The following is a 21,802-nucleotide window of genomic DNA, read 5'->3' on the forward strand; positions in this document are numbered from 1 at the left end:
CTACTCCAACGAATCGACCAGCACCAGACCGCCACACCGGCCCTCGCACAAGCCGCATGAACAACCCCGACGAACTTACGGCGCGGACCACTAAGCCAGCGCCGAGGGGCTCCGAGTCGCTGAAGGGCATCTTCGATGGCGGTCTGTTCCCCGAGGGCTTCGGCAAGAAGGGCATGTCGAACGCGCTGCTCGTCTCCGGCGCCCACACCGAGAGCGGCAACCCGGTTGCCGTCTACGGCCCGCAGACCGGGTACTTCGCTCCACAGCTGCTCATGCGGCAAGAGCTCCAGGGACCGGGCGTCAGCTCACGCGGGATCGCCTTCGCCGGACTCAACTTCTACACACTGATCGGCCGCGGCCCCGACTACTCGTGGAGCGCGACGTCGGCCGGGCAGGACATCACCGACACCTTCGCCGTACCGCTGTGTGAGCCGGGTGGCGGGACGCCGACGAAGAACTCGCAGTACTACGAGTTCCGCGGGGAATGTGTCCCGATCGAGCGGCTCGAACGGCACAACGAGTGGTACTCCAGCCTGGGTTCGTCCGAGCCGGCGGGGTCGTACACGTTGGTTGCCCTGCGCACCAAGTACGGGATCGTCACGCATCGCGGGACGGTCGGCGGAAAGCCGGTGCTGTTCACCAAGAACCGGTCAACCTACGGCAACGAGGCCGGATCGGCGCTCGGGTTCATGCAGTTCAACGACCCGGACCGGATCCACTCGGCGGCAGACTTCCAGAGGGCCGCGGCCAACATCGGCTACACGTTCAACTGGTTCTACACCGACAAGTCGTCGATCGCGTACTTCAACTCCGGTGACAACCCGGTCCGCGCGGCCGGTGCCGACCCGAACCTGCCGACCTGGAGCTCGTACGAGTGGCAGGGCTGGAACACCGACACCAACCGGGCCACCTACACGCCGGCCGCACAACATCCGCAGGTAGTGAATCAGGACTACCTGACCAGCTGGAACAACAAGCAGGCGCCCGGGTTCTCCGCGTCGGACGGGCAGTGGGGTTACAACGCGGTCTACCGCAGCCAGCCGCTCGACGACCGGATCAAGGCGGTCATCGACAGCGGGCAGAAGTTCACCCGCGGCAAGCTGGTCGAGGCGATGGAGGACGCGGCCACGGTTGACCTCCGCGGCGCTCAGGTGCTGCCGTACCTGCTCCGTGTCCTGAAGAGTGCGCCGATCACCGATCCGGCCGTGGCCGACGCCGTCGCCAAACTGACCGCGTGGCAGCAAGCCGGCGCCCATCGCAGGACACCGAACGCGTCGTCGACGACGTACGATCACGCCGACGCGATCCGGATCCTCGACGCCTGGTGGCCGCTGCTGGTGCCGGCCGAGTTCAAGGCCCTCGGCCCCGACCTGTACGCCGCACTGGTCGCGAACCTGAAGATCGACGAGCGGCCGAGTGCGCAGGGCTCCGCGTTCCAGAGCGGGTGGTGGGGCTTCGTTCAGCGCGACCTGCGCAAGGTGCTCGGCGATCCTGTCAAGACACCGCAGCCGGTCACGTTCTGCGGCGCTGGTTCGCTCGCCACCTGCCGGTCGGTACTCACGGACTCTTTGCTAGCAGCAACCAAGGTGCCGGCGGCGACGACGTACCCGGCGACCGCGGACTGCGCGGCGGGGAACCAGTTCTGCGCGGACCAGATCGTGCACCAGCCGATGGGCGGGATCACCCAGGACCGCATGGCGTGGGTCAACCGGCCGACGTACCAGCAGGTGGTCGAGTTCCCGGCGCGGCGGGGTGACGATGTCAGCAACCTCGCGGCGGGGAAGACCGCGACCGCGAGCAGCTACGAGAAAGGATGGTACAACTCGCCGCCGGCCCAGGCGGTCGACGGGAAGCTGGACACCCGATGGGCCAGCGACTGGTCCGATCCGCAGTGGCTGAAGGTTGACCTCGGCAACGAGCAGACGATCCGGCGGGTGGTGCTGAACTGGGAGACGGCGTACGGGAAGTCGTACCGGGTGGAGGTCTCGCGGGACGGGACGAACTGGCAGCAGGTGTTCGCGACGACGACCGGGAACGGGGGCGAGGATGTGGTCCGGTTCGGGGCCGTCTCGGCGCGGTATGTGCGGGTTACCGGGACTGTCCGGGCTACGTCGTACGGGTACTCCCTCTACGAACTCCGAGTCTTGAGGCAATGATTAGGGCATGACGCAGAACTATCCTCCGAACCCGAACCAGCCGTACCCGCCGCAGCAGGGTTATCAGCAGGGTCCGCCCCCGGGCTACGGGCCGCCGCCGCAGCAGGGGTACCAGCAGGGTCCGGCGCCGCAGGGCTACGCGCAGCCCGGGTACGGACAGGCTCCGGGCAACTATCAGCCGGCGCAGCAGAACGCGCCGCATGTCGCTCCGCAGGGTTCGCCGTACCCGGTGCTCGTGTCGACGATGAACGACCTGCCCGGGTACACCGCGGAGAAGGTGTTCGGCGAGGTCTTCGGGCTGACCGTGCGGAGCCGCGACTTCGGGTCGAACTTCACCGCGAGTTTCCGCTCACTGGGTGGCGGCGAGGTGCCGGAGTACACCCAGATGCTGGCGGAGTCGCGGCACGTCGCGGTGATGCGGATGTGCCAGATGGCCCAGCAGATGGGCGCCAACGCGATCCTCGCGATGCGGTTCGACTGCAACGAGATCGCGCAGACGATGAGTGAGGTGGCGGCGTACGGCACGGCCGTGATCGTGCGGAAGGTCGAGCCGCCGCGGGTCCAGGACAACAAACCCGATGAGGATGATGCGAATGGAAGCTGAGCTCTCGTTTCCGCTTGGATTTCGGTGGGGGGTCTCGACGTCGGCGTACCAGATCGAGGGAGCCGTGGCCGAAGGTGGCCGCGGTCCCTCCACCTGGGACACGTTCTGCGCCGAGCCGGGCCGGATCCTCGACGGCGACACCGGCACGGTCGCGTGCGACCACTTCCATCGGTACGCCGAGGACGTCGCGCTGATGCGTGAGCTGGGGGTGGACACCTACCGGTTCTCGTTCTCCTGGCCGCGGATCCAGCCGTCGGGGACCGGTCCAGGGAACGCCGCCGGCCTGGATTTCTACGACCGGTTGATCGACACGCTGCTCGGCGCCGGGATTCAGCCGACGCCGACGCTGTACCACTGGGACACCCCGCAGCCGCTGGAAGACGAGGGCGGCTGGCTTTCACGCTCGATTGCGGATCGTTTCGCCGACTACGCGGCACTGCTGGCTGCGCGGTTCGCGGATCGGGTGCCGCAGTGGATCACGATCAACGAGCCGATGGTGCTCACGTTGATGGGGTATTCGCTCGGTGCGCACGCGCCGGGCAAGGAACTGCTGTTCGACGCGTTGCCGGTCGCGCATCATCAACTGCTCGCCCACGGTCGCGCGGTGCAGGCGTTACGGGCGGGGGGGCGACCGAGATTGGCATCGCGTCCAACCACGCGCCGACCTGGCCGGCCAGCGACAGCGTCGAGGACAAGGAAGCGGCCGGGTTGTACGACAACCTGATCAACTGGATGTTCGCCGATCCGGTCCTGCTCGGGACTTACCCATCGGGCTTCGAAGCCGCGATGCCCGGCCCCGTCGAGGACGACCTGGCGATCATCTCGACACCGCTCGACTTCTTCGGCATCAATCACTACGCACCCGTGTCCGTCGGCGCCGCGACCGGACAGGCGGACACCGCCGCGACCGACGGCATCCAGCTGCCTCCCGGCTTGCCCTTCGAGCCCCGCCGGCTCGCGGGTTTCCCCACCACGGACTTCGGCTGGCCGGTGGTGCCCTCGGCGTTCGGCGAGATCCTGCGGATCTTCAAGGATCGGTACGGCGATCGGCTGCCGCCCCTCTACATCACCGAGAACGGGTGCGCGATCAACGACGAGCCCGTCGACGGGGTCGTCGACGATCAGCGGCGGATCGACTACCTGGACGGGTACCTGCGCTCGTTGCGCGCTGCGATGGACGACGGGATCGACGTTCGCGGGTACTAGCAGTGGTCGTTGCTGGACAACTTCGAGTGGGCCGCCGGGTACTCGCAGCGGTTCGGGTTGGTGCACGTCGACTTCGACACGCTGGTGCGGACCCCGAAAGCGTCGTACCACTGGTTCCGTGACCTGATTGCGCAGAACCGCGGATGATTCCCGAACCGGGGGTGGTGCCGGCGGCGTTCGCCGAGCCCACTGTTCGGGTCCGGCCGGGCTGGACGGCCGCCGTCGTACTGGCCAACGTCGGGGTATTCGCCGCTTGGCTCGGTCCGATCCAGGTGGTGCTCGCCAAGCAGTCCGAGGCGGTTGCTCCTGACAACAAGGAGTTCATCTACGGGTTGGTCACCGGGGTCGGCGCGGCGGTCTCGGTGTTCGCGAATCCGGCGTTCGGCGCGATCTCGGACCGGACCACGTCTCGCCGCGGTCGCCGGGCACCTTGGGTACTCGCGGGCGCGGTCGGGGGTGCCGTTGGTCTGCTGATCCTGGCCGGGGCGACCGCGGTGGCGTTGATGATTGTCGGCTGGTGCCTGATGCAACTGTTCGGCAACGCGTTGCTGGCCGCCGTGACCGCGACCGTGCCGGACCGGGTGCCGGTCGACCAGCGCGGAGTCGTCGGCGGCTGGGTCGCGATCTCACAGGTGCTGGGTGCGCTGGTCGGCACCGCGCTCGCGACTGTTGCCGGTGGCATCGGACTTGGGTACGTCGCGTGTGCCGGGTTCCTGCTGCTGTCCGTCGTACCGTATCTGCTGCGCAGTCACGACACCCCGCTGGTCACACCGCCGCCACCGCTGGTGCTGCGGGAGTTCCTTCGTGGGTTCTGGATCAGTCCGCGGCGGTATCCGGACTTCGGGTGGGCTTGGCTGACGCGGTTCCTGTTCAACGTCGGGAACGCGCTCGGCACGCTGTACCTCTTCTACTACCTGCAGGACGAGGTCGGGATCGACGACGCGGACACCGGCGTACTGATCCTGACCGCGATCTACAGCGTCTGTGTCCTGGCCACCGCGATCGGGTTCGGCCGGTGGTCGGACCGGAGCGCGCGGCGAAAGGTCTTCGTCACCTGCTCCGGCGTGGTGATGGCCGTCGCCGGCGTGATCCTCGCCCTCTGGCCGACCTGGCCCGGCGCCATCCTCGGCGCGATCGTCCTCGGCACCGGCTTCGGCGTCTACCTGTCGGTCGACTTCGCCCTCCTCACCGAAGTCCTCCCCAGCGCCCGCGACCGCGCCAAGGACCTCGGCGTCATCAACATCGCCAACTCCCTCCCCCAGGTCCTGGCCCCCGCCATCGCCGCCCCCATCGTCAAACACGCCGGCGGCTACCCCGTCCTCTACCTCCTAGCCGCCACCGTCACAGCCCTGGCCGGCCTCCTCGTCCGACAGATCAGGTCAGTCAGCTAGTAGCTTCCCCTCGCAGCCGGCACGCGCGCTCCTGCGTCGCGTGCTCCGCCGTCTGCCCCACCCACCCTGCGGGCGCGGACTCCTATCGTCGCCCGCTTGGCGACCACTCCGTGCGTACTGTCCTGCGTGCGGCTGCTGTGGTTGGGGGATGTTCGTGACAGTCGCCGCATCACGGCTCGTCGGGCGATCACTCGGCTCCACTCATGGACCAGTGGTCCGGTCGATTGAAGCCTGGATGCCTGGCATGCGGCCCTTCGATGCAGTCAGGGAGTTGGCTGCCTCTGAGGAAGGACTCCGAGATAGGGAACGCAGTGACGGCTGGGTTGAGCAATCGGGGGCTAACACGCCCGGGCGGACACGCGATGAGCACTGGGCGGTTCGGGGCGATCCGGACAGCTGCATCGATTGCGGGAGTGAAGTCGCTGTCCGTGGAGACAACCACAGACAGGTCTCTGAAGCCGGTGGCGGTGTCCTCGAGGAGGTGGCTGGCCAGTGCGACGTCGGTCAGCTTCTCCTCAAAGGTCTTGTAGCGGATCGGTGGATCGCAGCGGCAGTGCCAGGGGTGTCCGCACTTGCGGCACGGGGCTGGAGTCTTGGCCTTGAAGTGGCCGCGGTGCACCGTCACCGCTGGGCAGTGCCGAGCGAGGGCGCCGAGATACGTCTCCTGACGACGGGCGGCCTCGGGATCGCCTTTCACGATGGCAGTGAAGTAGCGGACGGCGAGAACGTCACTGTCGGCGCGCAGCTTGCCGGCAAGTGATTCCAGGTCGAGCCAGAGATAGCGGCGCCCGTACTTGCTGCGCAGGCCGTGGTACAGGTTGAACCCGTCCACGTAGAACACGGCCTGCATTCGCACTGCCTTCCTGCACTCGTCGACCTGCTGGTCACCCCAACCGACTGGGCGGACCGCCTGGATCTTGCTAACCTGTGGTTAGACAAAGTTGGTCAAGGCCAACAAGGCGGCCCCCGAAAGGGGGCCGCATTCTTTTGTCCGGGGACTTGCCAACGACGGTTCGCCAACCTTTCAGGGTTGGAGCATAATCGAACACGTGCACGAGTGCTAACTCGCTGTGAGCGAGACGTGGTTCTCGGCACCTAGGAGGCGCGATGCGTCAGGCAGACAGTGCCTGAGCTAGGGCTCGGGCGGTCGGGCTGGTGGCGGTGATCTTGATGTGTTGGAGGTTTAGCCAGTCGGCGAGGAGCTGGAGTTCGGTGGCTAGGGAGTGGGTGAAGTCGGGGGTGTTGGGTTCGGGGGTGAGGGTGGGGACTTCGAGGGTGGAGGTGGCGCGGTTGGATTTCAGGTCTACTCGGGCTGCCAGGCGATCGCCTAGGAGGAAGGGAAGGACGTAGTAGCCGTGGATGCGTTGGGGGGCGGGGGTGTAGATGCTGATGCGGTAGAAGAAGTCGAAGAGGTGGTGGGTGCGGTCGCGGTTCCAGATCAGGGGGTCGAAGGGGGAGAGGAGGGCGCGGGCGTCGACCGCGCGGTCCTTGGCCTCGTGCCAGCGGTAGCTCTGATGGGTGACGCCTTCCACGCGGACGGGGATGAGGTCGCCGGACTCGACCAGTTCGGCGAGCACCTGGCGGGCGGTTGCGGTGGGCAACGAAAAGTGGCCCTGGCCGGCGCCGCAGAGGTCGCGGGCGGTGGCGACGCCCAGACCGCGGGCGGCGATCCGGACGAGCTCGCGGCGGGCCTCGTCGGCGGGTAGTTCGGGCGCGGACAGTACGTCGGCCGGCAGGACGCGCTCGGTGAGGTCGTAGACCCGCTCGAAGTTCCGGCGTCCCGCGATCGTCACGCGACCCGCGCAGAACAGGTACTCGATCGCGATCTTCGCGTCCTGCCAGTTCCACATCCGGCCGGTGGTCGGATCCGGATCCGGGTCGGACCGCTTCCGCCGTACGCCGTCCGGACTCGCCTGACCGGCCGTGAGTGGACCCTGCTCGGTGATCATGGCGAGCACCTGGTCGACGTACCCGGGTTTCTCGGCGTTCAGCCGCCGCATCCCCGCGACGACCGACCACGGCGCGGTCACGTCCGGGCCGAGCTCCTGGTCCCAGACCTGCTGTTCCGCCGCCCGCATTCGCCAACGCAGCAACGGGTAGTAGCTCAACGGCAGCAGCGCCGCCTTGTGTCCCCAGAAGTACTCGAAGAGCTCCCGCTCATCGCCCCAGCTCAGCCGGTCGAGCGTCGTACGCGCGTAGTCCCCGACCCGCGCGTACACCGGCAGATAGTGCGACCGGCACAACACATTCACCGAATCCAGCTGCAGCACCCCCGCTGCCCCGATCGCCTTCCGCACCTGGCGAACGTCCCCCCGCCGCGGCCGCCCCTCCCCAAACCCCTGCGCATTCAGGGCAATCCGCCGCGCGACGTCCACCGAGATCTCATCGCCAACAGCCACCATGGCCCGAACCTACCGCGCGGGGACCTGCGCCGTTGCGCGTTTGCGGAGCCACAGGCCTGCGCCGGCCAGCAGGGCGAGAGCGCCGACGTGTAGCGCCGGGGAGAGGCTGGCCATGACGTTGACGGGGAGCAGGCAGATGAGTACGAGGCGGACGGCGGCGTCGGCCAGGAGGAGGCCGCCCAGCACCGCGCTGAGCAATGTGAAGCGGTGACGGAACGCGGGCTCGGTCTTCCATCGGGTGTCCCACTCAGCAGCGTGCAGCCCTCTGCATCGCCGCCTACCGTCAGATGCTGCCGACCAGTCCCGAGGACACCCCGGACAGCGGCTCACTCCGCGAGGACGCGCTCGCTCTCCTGACCCGCGCCAACGACCGCATGTCCTCCCCGGTCGGACAGATCCTCCGCGAGCTCCTCGCCGACATCATGTCGGACCGTGAACGCATGCGTGACCTCAACGACCAGATCGCCCGCGCCGGCGTCACCCCCTGGCTGACCGTCCTGGCTCGTGCGGTCGCGCGCGGTGAGGTCGCCCCCACTGTGGTGACCCCGCGCGTCGCGACTGTCGCCGTGGCCCTCCTTCGCAACGAGTACGCGCTCAACGGCGCCACCAGCGTCCCCACCGAGGTCCTGGCAGAGATCGTCGACGAGGTGTTCCTCCCGCTGACGACGCGGCGTTCCTGTACGTCGGACAGGTCCGGCGATTGTTGACAAGCCGCGGATAAGGTTTTGGGCATGTCGGTGATGCAGTCTTCGAAGCTTGCGAATGTTTGTTACGAGATCCGGGGGCCGGTGCTGGAGGAGGCCCAGCGGCTGGAGGCGGCGGGACACCGGATCCTCAAGCTGAACACGGGGAACCCGGCGCCGTTCGGGTTCGAGTGTCCGCCGGAGATCCTCGAGGACATCGTCCGTAATCTCGCCGACGCGCACGGTTACGGCGACGCGAAGGGCCTGCCGGCGGCGCGCCGGGCGATCGTGCAGCACTACCAGCCCGCGGGCGTCCACCTGGACATCGACGACATCTACATCGGCAACGGCGTCTCCGAGCTGATCCAGATGGCCGTGCAGGCCCTGCTCGAGGATGGCGACGAGGTCCTCATTCCGGCGCCCGACTACCCGTTGTGGACCGCGGCCGTCGCACTCGCGGGCGGTACGCCGGTGCACTACCGCTGCGATGAGCAATCCGACTGGATGCCCGACCCGGCCGACATCGAGGCGAAGATCACCGACCGCACCAAGGCGCTGGTGATCATCAACCCCAACAACCCGACCGGCGCGGTGTACGACCACGACCTGCTGGTGACGCTGGTCGACATCGCCCGCCGGCACGGCCTGCTGATCTACGCCGATGAGATCTACGACAAGATCCTGTACGACGACGCCGTCCACACCCCGGTCGCGTCACTGGCTCCCGACGTACTGACGCTCACCTTCAACGGACTGTCGAAGGCGTACCGGGTGGCCGGCTACCGCTGTGGATGGCTCGCGGTCAGCGGTCCCAAGCATCAGGCGTCGAGCTATCTCGAGGGCCTGACGATCCTGTCGAACATGCGGTTGTGCGCCAATATGCCCGCGCAGCACGCCATCGCGACCGCGCTCGGCGGCAAGCAGTCGATCAAGGATCTGGTGCTGCCGGGCGGGCGGTTGGTTGCTCAGCGCGACACGGCGTACGAACTGCTGACCCAGATCCCCGGGGTGACGTGTGTGAAGCCGAAGGGCGCGCTGTACGTCTTCCCGCGGCTCGACCCGAAGGTCTTCGGCATCTCCGACGACCGTCAGTTCGTGCTGGATCTGCTCCGCGCCGAGAAGATCATGATCGTCCAGGGCACCGGCTTCAACTGGCCCGAGCCGGACCACGTCCGCATCGTCACGCTGCCGCACAAGGACCAGCTCCACGATGCGGTGACCCGCATCGCGACGTTCCTGGACGGCTACCGTCAACGCTGAGCCATCGCGTTCCGCAGCAGCTGGAAGTCCTCGGCGGTGAGTGACACCAGCCCTCGGCGAAGCTGATAACCCCAATTGGGATCGTCGGTCAGCGCCAGCTCAGCGGTGATCTCGGCGAGCGGGACCGGGTGTACGGCGTCGAACTCGACCCGGCGCCGCCACGGACGAACGATGCCGTGGGCACCCATCGACATCGGCTCCGCCTGGTACGGCTCGGCATCGGCGACCACTCCGAGCGCGGTGAACGCCCGGAGCGGTGCCTTCTCGCCCAACCGCTCGGTCGGGGAGTAGATCGCGAAGCCGTCGCCGGCCCGCAGCCGGGCGACGCCGTACCGCTTGCCGTGGTTGAGCTGGATGAAGCCCCCTTCGGCAGCGCGCCGTGCGTGTTCCGCGGACACGACACCGAGCCAGGCTCGTTGCTGAGTAGTCATGTCTCTACTGTCCAGCGGTATATACGACATCTTTCGTCATGTTTTTGCGGCGGAGCCGGTTGATCAGCGGCCAGGCGAGCATGGCCAGGATGACGGCGTAGATGACGTACGCGATGGGGCCGCCGATCAGGCCGGAGGCGTCGCCGTTCGAGAGTTGCAGGGACATCCGGGCCTGGCGTTCGGCGATCGGTCCGAGGATGACGCCGATGATCAGCGGGAGCACCGGCAGACCGAAGCGGCGCATCGCGAAACCGAGCAGGCCCAGCAGCAGGAGGAGCAGGAGGTCGAGCGGCTGCGCGTTGACGGCGTACGCGCCCATCGAGGCGAAGAAGATGATCCCGGCGTACAGGTAAGGACGGGGGATCTGCAGGAGCTTCGCCCAGGCCGGCGCGAGCGGCAGGTTGAGCAGGAGCAGCATCAGGTTGCCGATGAACAGGCTGGCGATCAGCGCCCAGACCAGCTTCGGCTCGCGCTGGAACAGCAGGGGACCGGGCTGGATCCCGTACGACGTGAACGCGGCGAGCATCACCGCCGCAGTCGCGTTGGTCGGCAGCCCGAGCGCGAGCATCGGCACCAAGGTCCCCGCGGCCGACGCGTTGTTGGCGGCCTCCGGCCCGGCCACGCCCTCGATCGCACCGTGCCCGAACTCCTCCGGGTGCTTGGAGAGCTTCTTCTCCGTCGCGTAGGACAGGAACGTCGGGATCTCCGCCCCACCGGCAGGCAGTGCCCCGATCGGGAACCCGTACGCCGTCCCGCGCAGCCACGGCTTCCACGAACGACGCCAGTCCGAGCGCCCCATCCACGGCCGCCCGACCGGGATCACCGTGCCCGGGTTGCGCCGCAGGTGCGCGGCCACCCAGAGCGCCTCGCCGACCGCGAAGATGCCGACGGCAACCACCACGACATCGATGCCGTCGGCAAGCTGGGGGATTCCGAAGGTGAGTCGCTCCTGGCCGGTCACCTTGTCGATCCCGACGAGGCCGATCACGAGCCCGAGCAGCAGCGCAGCGAAACCGCGGATCCGGGAGGAGCCGAGGACGGACGTCGCGCCGGCGAACGCGAGCAACATGATCGCCAGGTAGTCGGGTGCGCCAAGGCTGATCGCGAACTTCACCACCTGCGGCGCTACGAGCACCAGCAGCACGGTCCCGATCGTGCCGGCCACGAAGGATCCGATCGCGGCCGTGGCCAGTGCCTGGGCGGCTCGGCCGGCCCGGGCCATCTTGTTGCCCTCGATCGCGGTCACGACCGACGACGATTCGCCGGGGGTGTTGAGCAGGATCGACGTCGTGGAACCGCCGTACATGCCGCCGTAGAAGATGCCGGCGAACATGATGAACGCCTGCACCGGCTCCAGGCCGTAGGTGATCGGCAGCAGCAGCGCGACCGTCATCGCCGGCCCGATGCCGGGCAGGACGCCGACCGCCGTACCGACCGTGACACCGAGCAGGGCGAGCAGGAGGTTGAGCGGGGTCAGTACGTCGCCGAACCCGGTCAGCAGGTTCGTCAGGTTGTCCATCACAAGATCCCTTGCAGTACGCCGGCCGGGAGGTTCACGCCGAGCCCGATCGCGAACGCGTAGAACGTCGTCAACGACAACGCGGCGGCGATGAACAGATTGCGGATGTGGTGCCGGCTGCCGAGAGCGAACGCCGAACCCCAGAACAGCAGGCCTCCGCTGATCACCCAGCCCAGCGGCTCGATCAGCGCCAGGTTGACCACGAACGCGCCGATCAGCAGCAGCACCGTACGCCAGTCCACCGGCGAGGTCACGTCGATGTCCTCACCGCCTTCGGCCTCCCCGGTTCCACCGCGGGCGACGTCGACGGCGTACAGGATCGCGATCAGCAGCAGGAGCGCGCCGAGCACCATCGGGACCGGCTTCGGCCCGATCGGGTCGTTGCTGTTGGCAATGTGCCGGAGCCGGGCGGCGTCGGTGATCACCAGAACACCGACGACCGCCAGGAATGCACACACTCCGTACTGCGCCCGATCCCGCCGAGTCTCGACCTGAGGCTCGGCGGTGGTCATGCCGCCAACCCCAACTTGGTCAGGATGTCCGCGACCGCCTTGTCCTGGTCGGTCAGGAAGGTCCCGAACTCGTCGCCGGTGACGAACGCGTCGGTCCAGCCGTGCTTGGTCAGTTCTGCCTTCCACTCCGCAGAGTCGTGCATCTTGGTCAGTGCGTCGATCCAGACCTTCTTGTCCTCGGCGCTGATCTCCGGCGGCGCGACGATTCCCCGCCAGTTGGTGAACACCAGGTCGATCCCGGACGACTTCAGCGTCGGCACGTCCTTCAGCGCCTCGACCGGCTTCTCGCTGGTCACCGCGAGAACGCGGACCTGACCGCTCTGCACCTGGTCCAGGAACTCGCCGAACCCGCTGGCCCCGAAGGCGATCTTGCTGCCGAGCAACGCGGGCAGCAGTTCGCCGCCGCCGTCGTACGAGACGAAGTTGACGTCCTTCGGGTTGATGCCGACCGCCTGCGCGAGCTGCATCGGCAGCAGGTGGTCCGGGCCGCCGGGCGACGAGCCGCCGCCGACCGCGAGCCCCTTCGGGTTCGCCTTCCAGGCGGTGACCAGGTCGCCGATCGTCTTGTACGGGGAGTTCTTCGGTACCACGATCGCCCCGGCCTCCTCGATCAGTTTGGCCAGCGGGGTGGTCTGGGTCAGCGTCGCCTTCGACTTCGAGGTGTACGTCGCCCCGACCACGCCGAGGCCCATCTGCAGGGCGAGCTTGCCGTTGCCCTTCTCGTTCACGGTCCGCTGCAGCCCGACCGTGCCGCCGGCGCCGGGCAGGTTGAAGACCTGTACGCCGGTCGCGATCTTGGCGTCCTCCATCACCTTCGCGGCGACCCGTGCGGTGGTGTCGTACCCGCCGCCGGCAGTGTTCGGCACCATCAGTCGCAGTCCGGTGGCGGGTTTGCCGTTACCGGCGTCGGCGGAGTCCTTCTTGTCCGCGGTCGCGCCGCAGGCGGTCGTACTCACCAGGGCGAGTATCGCCGTGGTGACCAAGAGCATCGGCCTAGACCTCATCGGCGGAGTCCTTTCGGAGACGGGGGTTCAGGTGGCGACGATCGTGGCCCCGTCTCGAGTGGGTCGTCTGCATTGTGGCCGCAGCGGAGGTTGAGTTCATTGTGGTCATGGGACGATTCCGGTTGAACTGTGGCCCTGGAGCGTTCGAGCGGTGATCATGCGGCATGGCGTTGAGACTGGGTAGGCGGCCGACGTTGGCCGGCCAGCTGCTGGTGCTGCAGCTGGCGATCGTGGTGGTGGTGCTGGTCGCCGTCGCCGCGGTCTCGCTCGCCCAGTCCGCCGCCACCTTCAACCGGGTCGAGGGTCGCCGGGTGACCGCGCTGGCCGAGCAGCTGTCCGGTAACCAGACGCTGCGGTTCGGCATCCGGAAACCGGCGCCCGCGGAGATGCTCGCACCTTCGCTCCAAACCAGCCTGACCCAGTCCGGCGTCACCTCGATCACGGTCGCGGACGCCGGTGGTCGGGTGATCGCGGCAACCAATCCGACCCTGATCGGGAGCGCTCTCATGCTCGGCGATCCGCGCGTCGCGGACGGCCGCGGCTGGTCCGGTGAGCTGCAGGTGGACGGTTCCAAGGAGCTGGTCTCGCAGATCCCGGTGCTGAGTGACGGTCGCGACGCGGACGGTCGGCCGGACGGGTCGCTCGGTCGCCACATCGGCACCGTGATGGTCGGGGAGCGGGCTCCGTCGGTCTGGCAGCGGCTTCGCGGCGCATCGTCGTACCTGGCGATCTATCTCGGCATCGCGTGCGTACTCGGGCTGCTCGGGTCGTGGTTGCTCGCTCGCCGGATCAAGCGGCAGACGCTCGGACTCGAGCCGCGCGAGATCGCCGGGCTGGCCGAGCACCGCGAGGCGATGCTGTACGGGCTGGCCGAAGGTGTGGTCGCCCTGGATCCGCACCTGCGCGTCACGTTGGTGAACGATGTCGGCCGGCGGCTGCTCGACCTGCCCGAGAACGCGGTCGGCAAGAGCCTGCAGGAGTTGGGGATCGAGGGCCGGCTGCGGGACGTGCTGGCTGGGGATGACGATGCGCGCGACGCTGTCGTCGTACGGCGTGGTCGGGTGCTGGTGATGAACCGGATGGACGTGCTGAAGGACGGGCGGTCGCTCGGCTCGGTGACCACGTTGCGGGATCGGACCGAGCTGGCGCAGTTGGAGCGGGAGCTGGGGTCGTTCCGCAGTTCGGCCGAGTTGCTGCGGGCCCAGACCCATGAGTTCGCGAACCAGTTGCACACGATCTCGGGGCTGATCCAGATCGGGGAGTACGACGAGGTCGTCACGTACGTCGGCGCGCTCAACCGCTACCGTGAGTCGCTCGACCTGACCGTTACCCGGCGGGTCCACGACACCGCGGTCGCCGCCTTGCTGATGGCGAAGTCCTCGGTCGCGGCCGAACGTCGCGTCGAGCTCCGGGTGTCCGAACGGACGACGCTGCTCCGGCTCGATCCATCGCTGTCCGCCGATGTCGCGACCGTGGTCGGCAACCTGGTCGACAATGCGATCGACGCCGCCGCGCAGTCGGGGACGCCGCTGTCGCCGGCGTGGGTCGAGGTCGAACTGCGGCAGGACGCCAGCAGTGTCGAGATCGTGGTCCGTGACTCCGGTCCCGGTGTCGCTCCCGAGCTCGCGCAGGAGGTGTTCGCGCACGGGTTCACCACCAAAGCCGCGGCCGAGGGCGAACGCGGGATCGGGCTGGCGATGACGCGCCTGGTCTGTCGCCGGCGTGGCGGCGAGGTCGCGGTCACCAACCTCGAGGACGGCGGCGCCGCGTTCGTCGCCCGGATGTCCGTCCAGCGCCTGCCCGAAGGAGCCCGATGATCACGGTCCTGGTGGTCGACGACGACTTCATGGTCGCGCGGATCCACCGCGGTTTCGTCGAGCGGGTGGACGGCTTCGAAGTCGTCGGTACGGCGAACTCCGGCTCGCAGGCGCTGGATGCGATTCGGGAGCTGCGACCGGATCTCGTGCTGCTGGATCTCTATCTGCCGGATGTGTTCGGGCTCGACCTGATCGCGCGGATGCGGGCCGAGCAGCCGGACTGCGACATCCTGGTGATCACGGCCGCGCGTGAGGCCGACGCCGTACGGGGTGCTGTCCGGCAAGGGGTGGTGAACTACCTGCTGAAGCCCTTTGGTTTCGAGGATCTGCGGTCGCGGTTGCAGGAGTACGCGCGACGGCGGGCGAGCGTCCCGGATCAGGTCACCAGCCAGGCCGACGTGGACCGCGTACTCGCCCCGGCCCGGTCTTCGGTGAGCCGGTTGCCGAAGGGGCTGAGTCAGGAGACCGCGGACCTGGTGGCCGCGGCCCTCCGTACGGCCGAACGCAACCTCTCCGCCGCCGAGTGCGCCGAAAAGGTCGGCATCTCCCGCGTCAGCGCCCGCCGCTACCTCGAGTTCTTCTGCACCCGAGGCCAAGCCTCAGTAGCCCTCCGCTACGGCACCACCGGCCGCCCCGAACGCCGCTACCACTGGCGCGGTTAGGGTGCGGGGTATGCCGCTGTTTTCGTTTGAGGGGAAGAGTCCTACGGTGCACCCGGAGGCGTGGGTTGCGCCTACTGCCACGTTGGTGGGGGATGTGGTGGTGGAGGCGGGGGTGTCGATCTGGTACGGCGCGGTGATCCGGGCTGACCTCGGGACGATCACGATCCGGGCGGGCGCGAACATCCAGGACAACACCGTGATCCACGTGGGGCACAACGGGTGCGAGATCGGGCCGAACGCGACCGTCGGGCACCAGTGCCTCGTGCACGACTGCACGATCGGCGAGCAAGCCCTGGTCGGGAACGGTGCGATCGTGCTCGACGGCGCGGTGGTCGGGAAGCGCTCATTGGTCGCGGCCGGCTCGACCGTGACGCCCGGCACGGTAATTCCGCCGGAATCGGTCGCCATGGGCAGCCCGGCCAAGAAGATCATTCCACTCGAGGGCACCGCCAAGCTCTTCGTCGACCACAACGCCGCCGTCTACCACAACCTGGCCGAACGCCACGCGGCATCGGTCGAACAAGTCGGATGAAGCCCGGAGAGCTCGACCGGCGGGCCAAACTGCACTTCGCGAGGCAGGCGGTCCTGGCCCAGCTGACCGGGCTGCCCAGCCTGGTCCGGGCGCACCTGACGAGCGGTCCGCGTACGCCGGCCCTTCTGACAGACCGCGAGCCGCCCGACACCCCACTGAGCCGTGACGTGCTCGAGCTCGCCGCATCGTCGTACCCGGAACCCCTGCTCGGCCACTGCCTGCGGACGTGGTTGTGGGGCGACCTGCTCGGCGCGCGCGACGGCGTCGTACCCGACGGAGAACTTCTCTACATCAGCGCACTGATGCACGACCTCGCGCTGACCGACCGCTTCCGACCGGACGAATCGGTCGGGTGTTTCGCGGTCCACGGCAGCGAAGTCGCCCGTACGACGCTGACGTCACTCGGTGCGGGCCCGTCGTACGCCGATGCGGTCGCCACAGCGATCGCGCTGCACATGGACATCCGGCCCAGCGGCGGACCCGAGGCCCGTCTGCTGCAGGCCGGCGCTCACCTCGACGTCGCCGGCACCCGAGCAGCCGATATCCCGCGCGACGTGATCCGCTCAACCGTCGCCCGATACCCGCGCAACGGGTTCCCCGCCTGCTTCGCGACCGCCATGCGCCGCGAAGCCGCCGAGCGCCCCAACTCGCGAGCGGCCCTCCTCTGGCGCCTCGGTATGCGCCTGCCTATGAATCACAACCCGCTGGACCGCAACGGATCCTAGGGTTGAGCGCATGCTCAGACCACTCGCTGGATTCGGCGCGTTCGGACTGTTCTGGGGAGCATGGGGCGCGATCCTGCCCGCGATCCGCGCCGAGGCCGGGATCAACGACGGCGAGCTCGGTGTCGCTCTGTTGATGATCGGGCTCGGGGCACTCGTGTCGATGCGCTTCACCGGCTACCTGATCGATCGGTACGGCGGAGTCGTGCTGCCCGTGGTCGTCGTACTCTTCGGGCTTTGCGGCGTGCTGCCCGCGCTGGCGGGATCTGTGGTCACGCTCAGCGCAGCGCTTCTCCTGCTCGGCGCGACGTCCGGCGCCACCGACGTCGCCATCAACGCGACCGGATCCCACGCCGAGGCCGTCACCGGGCGACCGCTGATGAACCTCGCCCACGGTGTCTTCTCCCTTGCGGTCGTCGCCGCCAGCCTCGGTACGGCGGGACTGCGCGCGACCGGTGTGGACGCGTTGCCGGTGCTCGGCGGGGTCGGGTTACTCATCGTCGCCGTGGCGGCCGTCGTGCTCGCGCCGGGCTCGACGCAGACCGGGATCGGCTCGGCGCAGCCCGGCGTACGGCGGCGGCTCGAACCGGCTCTGCTGATCTTCGGCGGATTATGCGCGCTCGCCTACCTTGTCGAGAACGCCTGGCAGAGCTGGAGCGCGGTTCATCTCGACACCTCGCTGAACGCACCGCCCGGGCTTGCGTCCAGCGCCGCGGCCGTGTTCGCCGCCGCGGCCGCCACCGGACGGATCGCCGGCAACGTGCTGCTGAAACGGCTCCGGCCCGTCCAGCTCCTGGTGACCGGAGGCGCCATCGCCGCCGCGGGATCGCTGTGCGCCGCCGTGGCGGGCAACGCCGTACTCGCGCTGGTCGGGATCGGCGTAGCCGGCCTCGGTACGTCGGTCTGCGCGCCGACGATCATCGGGATGGCCGGCGCGTGGGCCGGTCCGGACCGGCGGGCGGGAGCGATTTCGACGGTGACGACGATTGCCTACCTGGGATTCCTGCTCGGTCCACCTGCGGTCGGCGCGGCGTCCTCGGCGTGGTCGTTGCCGGTCGCGCTGGGCAGCGTCGCCGTACTGGCTGTCGTCGTCGCCCTCCTCGCCCCGATCGCCGGGCGACTGAAAGGAATGTGAAAGGACCCTTTGCGAGGCTACGGTGACAAGCAGACCGAGGGAGGGTGCTCATGACCGAGATCGCGAACTCCGGCGCCGCGGTGATCAACCGGGCCGACGGGCGGAACGATGGCGAGGAGTGGACCGAGAACTACACCGAGCTCCCGGGTGGTGCGGGCGTCTCGCTGATCCTCGAGTCCACCACGCAGGAGGGCGTCGGCCCCCGGCTGCACAAACATCCGTACGCCGAGACCTTCATCATCCGGCGCGGTACGGCGACGTTCACCGTCGGCACCGAGGAGATCGTCGGCAAGGCCGGCCAGATCCTCGTCGTCCCCGCCGACACCCCGCACAAGTTCCGCACCGGCCCGGGCGGCTACGAAGCCGTCCACATCCACGCCAACCCGACGTTCGAAACCATCTGGCTGGAGTAGCCGCTATCTCACCGGCTCACCCGGCGGGGTGAAGGCGGCGAGCAGGGTCGCGGTGATGTAGCCGGCGGCCTTGTCGGGGGTCAGGCGTCCACCGTGGATCTCGCCGGCGGCGCCGTGCATCACGTTGTGCATCACGCTGACCAGCCACGAGGTGGGCAGGTCGGTCCGGAACGCTCCGTCCTTCCGGCCGCGCTCGAGCAGCCGCTCCACGCGCGCCATCGGATCGGCGTGCAGCTCTTGCACCCGGCCCGGCGGGAGCGTGTCCTGGGCCGCGAGCAGGAGTGACCGGTACCGGTCGACCAGATGCCAGCTGGACTCGATCAGCCGGGCCAGCGCGTCCCGCGGATCACCGCTCAGATCGACCTGACCGAGCGTGTCCTCGCCGCCCTCGATGGCGTGCACGAACACCGCGTCGACCAGTTCGGCCCGGGACGGGAAATGACCGTAGAGCGTGACCCGTCCGACGCCGGCCGCTTTCGCGATCTCGCTCGTACTCGCGGCCGGATCGCGGCTCAGGCATTCCGTCGCGGCATCCAGGATCGCCGCGATGTTGCGCTGCGCGTCCGCCCGCTTGCCGGCCTTGGCGGTCGTCCCGGCCATCCAGCCCTCCTCTTGTCGAACACTGGTGTACGAGTTATGGTACCCGAGATAACTTGAACAGCAGTGTTCGACTTAAGGACTTGACCATGGAAGAACGAAACCCTCAGCGGTGGCGACTGCTGGGGCTGCTCGCCGTCGCGCAGTTCATGCTGATCCTGGATGTGACCGTGGTGGCGATCGCGCTGCCGAACATCGAGACCGATCTCGGGCTGCGGCGCGAGACGCTGACCTGGGTGGTCAGCGCGTACACGCTGATGTTCGGCGGCCTGATGCTGCTCGGCGGCCGGGCCTCCGACCTGTTCGGCTCCCGCCGGGTCGTGCTGACCGGCCTGACAGTGTTCACCTTGGCTTCGCTGGCGACCGGCTTGGCGACCGGCCCGGAGCTGCTGCTCGCCGGCCGGGTTGCGCAAGGCATCGGCGCCGCGATGCTGTCCCCGGCCGCGCTCTCGGTGGTGACCAAGATCTTCGACGCCGAGGAGCGCAACAAGGCGCTCGGTATCTGGTCGGCGATGGGTGGTGGCGGCTCGGCGATCGGCGTACTGCTCGGTGGTCTGCTCACGGCCGGCCCGGGCTGGCAATGGGTGTTCTACGTGAACGTGCCGATCGGCGTGATCGTCTTCGTGATGCTGCTCCGGATGCTGCCGGTCGATCGTCCGGGCGAGGATCTCGGGCGGCTCGACGTACCGGGCGCTCTGTTGGTCACGGCCGGCACGGGTACGGCGATCTACGCGCTGATCAACGCGGGTGACCGAGGCTGGCTTTCGGCCGCGACGCTTGGAACCCTGGCCGGCGCAATCGTTTTGTACGGCGTGTTCGCGCTCGTGCAAAGGAGCGTCCGGTCACCGCTCATGGACCTGCGGATCCTGACCCGCCGACCGGTTGCCGCAGGCATCTTCATGATCCTGGTCGCGACCGCGTTGATGATCGCGACGTTCTTCCTCGGGTCGTTCTATCTGCAGCACTTCAAGGGGTACGGCGCACTCCGCACCGGATTGTTGTTCCTGCCGGTCGCGCTCGCCGCGATCGTCGGGGCTCAGGTGGCCGGGCAGATCGTGGGGCATGTTGGCGCTCGTGTCGTCGCCTTGATCGGGTTCGTAATCTCTGCGGTGGGGATGGTTGTCCCCGCTCTCTGGGATGGTGCTGCTGTGGTCGTGATCGGGATGACTGTCGGCACGGTCGGGCTCGGTGCCGCCTTTGTTGCGGCGTCGACGACGACGTTCGCGCAGGTCGATCATCGGGAGGCTGGGCTGGCGTCGGGGCTCCTGTCGACGTTCCATGAGTTCGGTGCGTCGTTGGGTGTTGCCGTGGTCTCGAGTGTTGCGGCGGCGAGTTTGGCCGGCACGGTCAGCACTGGGTTCACTCGGGGGTTCACGTTCGCCGCGATCACTGCCGGTGTTGCGGCCGTCCTCGCGCTGGTCGTCGTACCCGTCTTCAAGCCTTCGACAGGAGTGGTCCATGCCCACTGAGATCCGCCGTGCTCGGCCCGCGGATGCCGAGACTGTGCTGACCATGCTGCAGGAGTTGGCGGCGTATCAGGATCAGCTCGCGTATGTGACGGCGACCGTCGACCACTGGCGAGGCTTCCTCGGCCGCGACGACGTGATCGTCCTGATCGCCGTCGTCGACGGAACGCCTGCCGGCTACGTCTCGTCCCTTCGGCGCCCGTACCTGTGGGTCGGTGGAGACCAGCTGGCGTTGGATGACCTCTACGTCCGCGAACAGTTCCGCGACGCCGGCGTCGGCCGCCAGCTCATGCTCGAACTCGCCCGGCATGCCCTCCCCGACCGCCTGGTGATCAGCTGGGGCCTACGCCTCGAAAACCAATCCGGATACCGCTTCTACCACCGCCTGGGCGCCACCCTCACCACCAAGACCACAGCCAGCTGGTCCCCAGACATCTACGCGGACCAGCTGGCCGACTAACTCACGGGGTCAGACGCCGTGGGCCTCCAGCGCCAGGTCTTGCCAGTCGGACCAGGTTTTCAGACGGTCTGTGTAGGCCTGTTGGACGATGGGCAGGCCTTGGGAGCCGAAGAAGACTCGTAGTGGTGGGTTGTCGGTGTCGGCCAGGGTCAGGAGGGCGCGGCCGGCGGCAGCTGGGTCACCGTAGTCCAGGGTCTTCGCGTATTCCATGAAGGCCTCGCGGAGTCCGTCGTACCGGGGGTCAGGGCCGGCGAGGACAGCGCCGGTGGCGCCTTCGGTTGCGTAGCCGCCGGGCTCGACGACGGTGACCTTGACGCCGAACCCGGCGACCTCGTGGGCCAAGGACTCGCTCAGTCCTTCGAGGGCCCACTTGGACGCGCAGTAGGCGCCGCCGGTCGGGAACCCGGTGAGGCCGGCGACCGACGAGATCTGGATGACGTGACCGCTCCCCTGCGCGCACAGGTAGGGGAGCGCGGCCTGGACGACCCACACCGGACCGAAGAAGTTGGTCTCCAACTGGTCGCGCAGATCTTGCTCGGTCAGCTCCTCGACCGCACCGGACAGGCCGTACCCCGCGTTGTTCACGATCACGTCGAGCCGGCCGAAGTAGTCGTTTGCCTGCTTCACGCTGTCGAAGACCGCGGCCTTGTCGGTCACGTCCAACGCGAGTGGCAGTACGGCGTCGCCGTACGTCGCAACCAACTCGTCGAGGCGCTCGGTGGTCCGGGCGGTGGCGGCCACCCTATCGCCGCGGGACAGGGCGGCCTCGACGAAGCTCCGGCCCAGGCCGCGCGACGAACCGGTGACGAACCAAACCTTGCTCACTATGT

The 21,802-nt window shown here is 68.2% G+C and carries 23 protein-coding genes and 1 pseudogene; 15 read left to right on the top strand and 9 right to left on the bottom strand.

The window, feature by feature from the left end; all coding sequences use genetic code 11:
* Nucleotides 1-56: 56 nt before the first annotated feature.
* The 5 genes and pseudogenes from AB0E63_RS27730 to AB0E63_RS27750 all read left to right on the top strand — a co-directional run bounded on the left by AB0E63_RS27730 (nucleotide 57) and on the right by AB0E63_RS27750 (nucleotide 5,357).
* Nucleotides 57-2,156: a penicillin acylase family protein gene (locus AB0E63_RS27730; RefSeq protein WP_360372350.1), complete on the top strand. Its 2,100-nt coding sequence runs from the start codon at nucleotides 57-59 to the stop codon at nucleotides 2,154-2,156.
* A gap of 7 nt (nucleotides 2,157-2,163) precedes the next feature.
* A complete protein-coding gene (locus AB0E63_RS27735) occupies nucleotides 2,164-2,760 on the top strand; it encodes a heavy metal-binding domain-containing protein (RefSeq protein WP_360372353.1) in 597 nt (198 codons plus the stop codon).
* Nucleotides 2,750-3,484, top strand: coding sequence for a family 1 glycosylhydrolase (locus tag AB0E63_RS27740; protein WP_360372356.1), 735 nt, complete (start codon nucleotides 2,750-2,752; stop codon nucleotides 3,482-3,484). Before AB0E63_RS27735 ends, AB0E63_RS27740 begins: the two co-directional genes overlap by 11 nt.
* Nucleotides 3,403-4,113: pseudogene (locus AB0E63_RS27745) on the top strand (family 1 glycosylhydrolase). The gene AB0E63_RS27740 and the pseudogene AB0E63_RS27745 overlap by 82 nt, the downstream one beginning before the upstream one ends.
* Nucleotides 4,110-5,357, top strand: coding sequence for an MFS transporter (locus tag AB0E63_RS27750; RefSeq protein ID WP_360372359.1), 1,248 nt, complete (start codon nucleotides 4,110-4,112; stop codon nucleotides 5,355-5,357). Before AB0E63_RS27745 ends, AB0E63_RS27750 begins: the two are co-directional and overlap by 4 nt.
* A gap of 187 nt (nucleotides 5,358-5,544) precedes the next feature.
* Here AB0E63_RS27750 and AB0E63_RS27755 read toward each other — a convergent pair whose 3' ends face one another.
* From AB0E63_RS27755 to AB0E63_RS27765, 3 genes are all read right to left on the bottom strand, one after another.
* The gene (locus AB0E63_RS27755; protein ID WP_360372362.1) at nucleotides 5,545-6,207 is read right to left on the bottom strand and encodes an NYN domain-containing protein; all 663 of its coding nucleotides are present in this window, start codon (nucleotides 6,205-6,207) and stop codon (nucleotides 5,545-5,547) included.
* Between the two features lie 262 nt (nucleotides 6,208-6,469).
* Complete coding sequence (locus AB0E63_RS27760; protein WP_360372365.1) at nucleotides 6,470-7,759, bottom strand: crosslink repair DNA glycosylase YcaQ family protein; 1,290 nt, start codon at nucleotides 7,757-7,759, stop codon at nucleotides 6,470-6,472.
* Between the two features lie 9 nt (nucleotides 7,760-7,768).
* Nucleotides 7,769-7,957, bottom strand: coding sequence for a hypothetical protein (locus AB0E63_RS27765; RefSeq protein ID WP_360372368.1), 189 nt, complete (start codon nucleotides 7,955-7,957; stop codon nucleotides 7,769-7,771).
* 89 nt (nucleotides 7,958-8,046) lie between these two features.
* Between AB0E63_RS27765 and AB0E63_RS27770 the strand changes: the two genes are divergently transcribed.
* Entirely contained in the window at nucleotides 8,047-8,466 is a 420-nt protein-coding gene (locus tag AB0E63_RS27770; RefSeq protein WP_360372371.1) for a TetR-like C-terminal domain-containing protein, read from the top strand.
* Between the two features lie 24 nt (nucleotides 8,467-8,490).
* Complete coding sequence (locus tag AB0E63_RS27775; protein ID WP_360372373.1) at nucleotides 8,491-9,702, top strand: pyridoxal phosphate-dependent aminotransferase; 1,212 nt, start codon at nucleotides 8,491-8,493, stop codon at nucleotides 9,700-9,702.
* Here the strand turns inward: AB0E63_RS27775 and AB0E63_RS27780 are convergent.
* Genes AB0E63_RS27780 through AB0E63_RS27795 form a run of 4 tightly spaced genes read right to left on the bottom strand, consistent with a single transcriptional unit; the run spans nucleotide 9,693 to nucleotide 13,153 of the window.
* Entirely contained in the window at nucleotides 9,693-10,133 is a 441-nt protein-coding gene (locus AB0E63_RS27780; RefSeq protein ID WP_360372376.1) for an EVE domain-containing protein, read from the bottom strand. The two genes, AB0E63_RS27775 and AB0E63_RS27780, sit on opposite strands and share 10 nt — an antisense overlap.
* Nucleotides 10,134-10,137: 4 nt before the next feature.
* Nucleotides 10,138-11,652: a tripartite tricarboxylate transporter permease gene (locus AB0E63_RS27785; protein WP_360372379.1), complete on the bottom strand. Its 1,515-nt coding sequence runs from the start codon at nucleotides 11,650-11,652 to the stop codon at nucleotides 10,138-10,140.
* Nucleotides 11,652-12,164, bottom strand: coding sequence for a tripartite tricarboxylate transporter TctB family protein (locus AB0E63_RS27790; protein ID WP_360372382.1), 513 nt, complete (start codon nucleotides 12,162-12,164; stop codon nucleotides 11,652-11,654). Before AB0E63_RS27790 ends, AB0E63_RS27785 begins: the two co-directional genes overlap by 1 nt.
* On the bottom strand, nucleotides 12,161-13,153 hold the full coding sequence (locus AB0E63_RS27795; RefSeq protein WP_360372385.1) for a tripartite tricarboxylate transporter substrate binding protein: 993 nt from the start codon (nucleotides 13,151-13,153) through the stop codon (nucleotides 12,161-12,163). Before AB0E63_RS27795 ends, AB0E63_RS27790 begins: the two co-directional genes overlap by 4 nt.
* Nucleotides 13,154-13,332: 179 nt before the next feature.
* Between AB0E63_RS27795 and AB0E63_RS27800 the strand changes: the two genes are divergently transcribed.
* From AB0E63_RS27800 to AB0E63_RS27825, 6 genes are all read left to right on the top strand, one after another.
* Complete coding sequence (locus AB0E63_RS27800) at nucleotides 13,333-14,985, top strand: ATP-binding protein (protein ID WP_360372388.1); 1,653 nt, start codon at nucleotides 13,333-13,335, stop codon at nucleotides 14,983-14,985.
* On the top strand, nucleotides 14,982-15,647 hold the full coding sequence (locus AB0E63_RS27805) for a response regulator (RefSeq protein WP_360372391.1): 666 nt from the start codon (nucleotides 14,982-14,984) through the stop codon (nucleotides 15,645-15,647). Before AB0E63_RS27800 ends, AB0E63_RS27805 begins: the two co-directional genes overlap by 4 nt.
* A gap of 85 nt (nucleotides 15,648-15,732) precedes the next feature.
* A complete protein-coding gene (locus AB0E63_RS27810; RefSeq protein WP_360372394.1) occupies nucleotides 15,733-16,179 on the top strand; it encodes a gamma carbonic anhydrase family protein in 447 nt (148 codons plus the stop codon).
* Entirely contained in the window at nucleotides 16,176-16,904 is a 729-nt protein-coding gene (locus AB0E63_RS27815; RefSeq protein WP_360372397.1) for an HD domain-containing protein, read from the top strand. The genes AB0E63_RS27810 and AB0E63_RS27815 overlap by 4 nt, the downstream gene beginning before the upstream one ends.
* 10 nt (nucleotides 16,905-16,914) lie before the next feature.
* On the top strand, nucleotides 16,915-18,036 hold the full coding sequence (locus AB0E63_RS27820; RefSeq protein WP_360372400.1) for an MFS transporter: 1,122 nt from the start codon (nucleotides 16,915-16,917) through the stop codon (nucleotides 18,034-18,036).
* A 50-nt stretch (nucleotides 18,037-18,086) separates the two neighbouring features.
* A complete protein-coding gene (locus AB0E63_RS27825; protein WP_360372403.1) occupies nucleotides 18,087-18,449 on the top strand; it encodes a cupin domain-containing protein in 363 nt (120 codons plus the stop codon).
* Between the two features lie 3 nt (nucleotides 18,450-18,452).
* Here the strand turns inward: AB0E63_RS27825 and AB0E63_RS27830 are convergent, their stop codons facing one another.
* Nucleotides 18,453-19,049, bottom strand: coding sequence for a TetR/AcrR family transcriptional regulator (locus AB0E63_RS27830; protein ID WP_360372406.1), 597 nt, complete (start codon nucleotides 19,047-19,049; stop codon nucleotides 18,453-18,455).
* Between the two features lie 86 nt (nucleotides 19,050-19,135).
* Here AB0E63_RS27830 and AB0E63_RS27835 point away from each other — a divergent pair, with 86 nt between their 5' ends.
* Nucleotides 19,136-20,515, top strand: coding sequence for an MFS transporter (locus AB0E63_RS27835; protein WP_360372409.1), 1,380 nt, complete (start codon nucleotides 19,136-19,138; stop codon nucleotides 20,513-20,515).
* Complete coding sequence (locus tag AB0E63_RS27840; RefSeq protein WP_360372412.1) at nucleotides 20,505-20,972, top strand: GNAT family N-acetyltransferase; 468 nt, start codon at nucleotides 20,505-20,507, stop codon at nucleotides 20,970-20,972. Before AB0E63_RS27835 ends, AB0E63_RS27840 begins: the two co-directional genes overlap by 11 nt.
* 9 nt (nucleotides 20,973-20,981) lie before the next feature.
* Here AB0E63_RS27840 and AB0E63_RS27845 read toward each other — a convergent pair whose 3' ends face one another.
* Nucleotides 20,982-21,797: an SDR family NAD(P)-dependent oxidoreductase gene (locus tag AB0E63_RS27845; RefSeq protein ID WP_360372415.1), complete on the bottom strand. Its 816-nt coding sequence runs from the start codon at nucleotides 21,795-21,797 to the stop codon at nucleotides 20,982-20,984.
* Nucleotides 21,798-21,802: the final 5 nt, after the last annotated feature.

Source organism: Kribbella sp. NPDC026596, assembly GCF_040638415.1.
Classification (GTDB): domain Bacteria; phylum Actinomycetota; class Actinomycetes; order Propionibacteriales; family Kribbellaceae; genus Kribbella.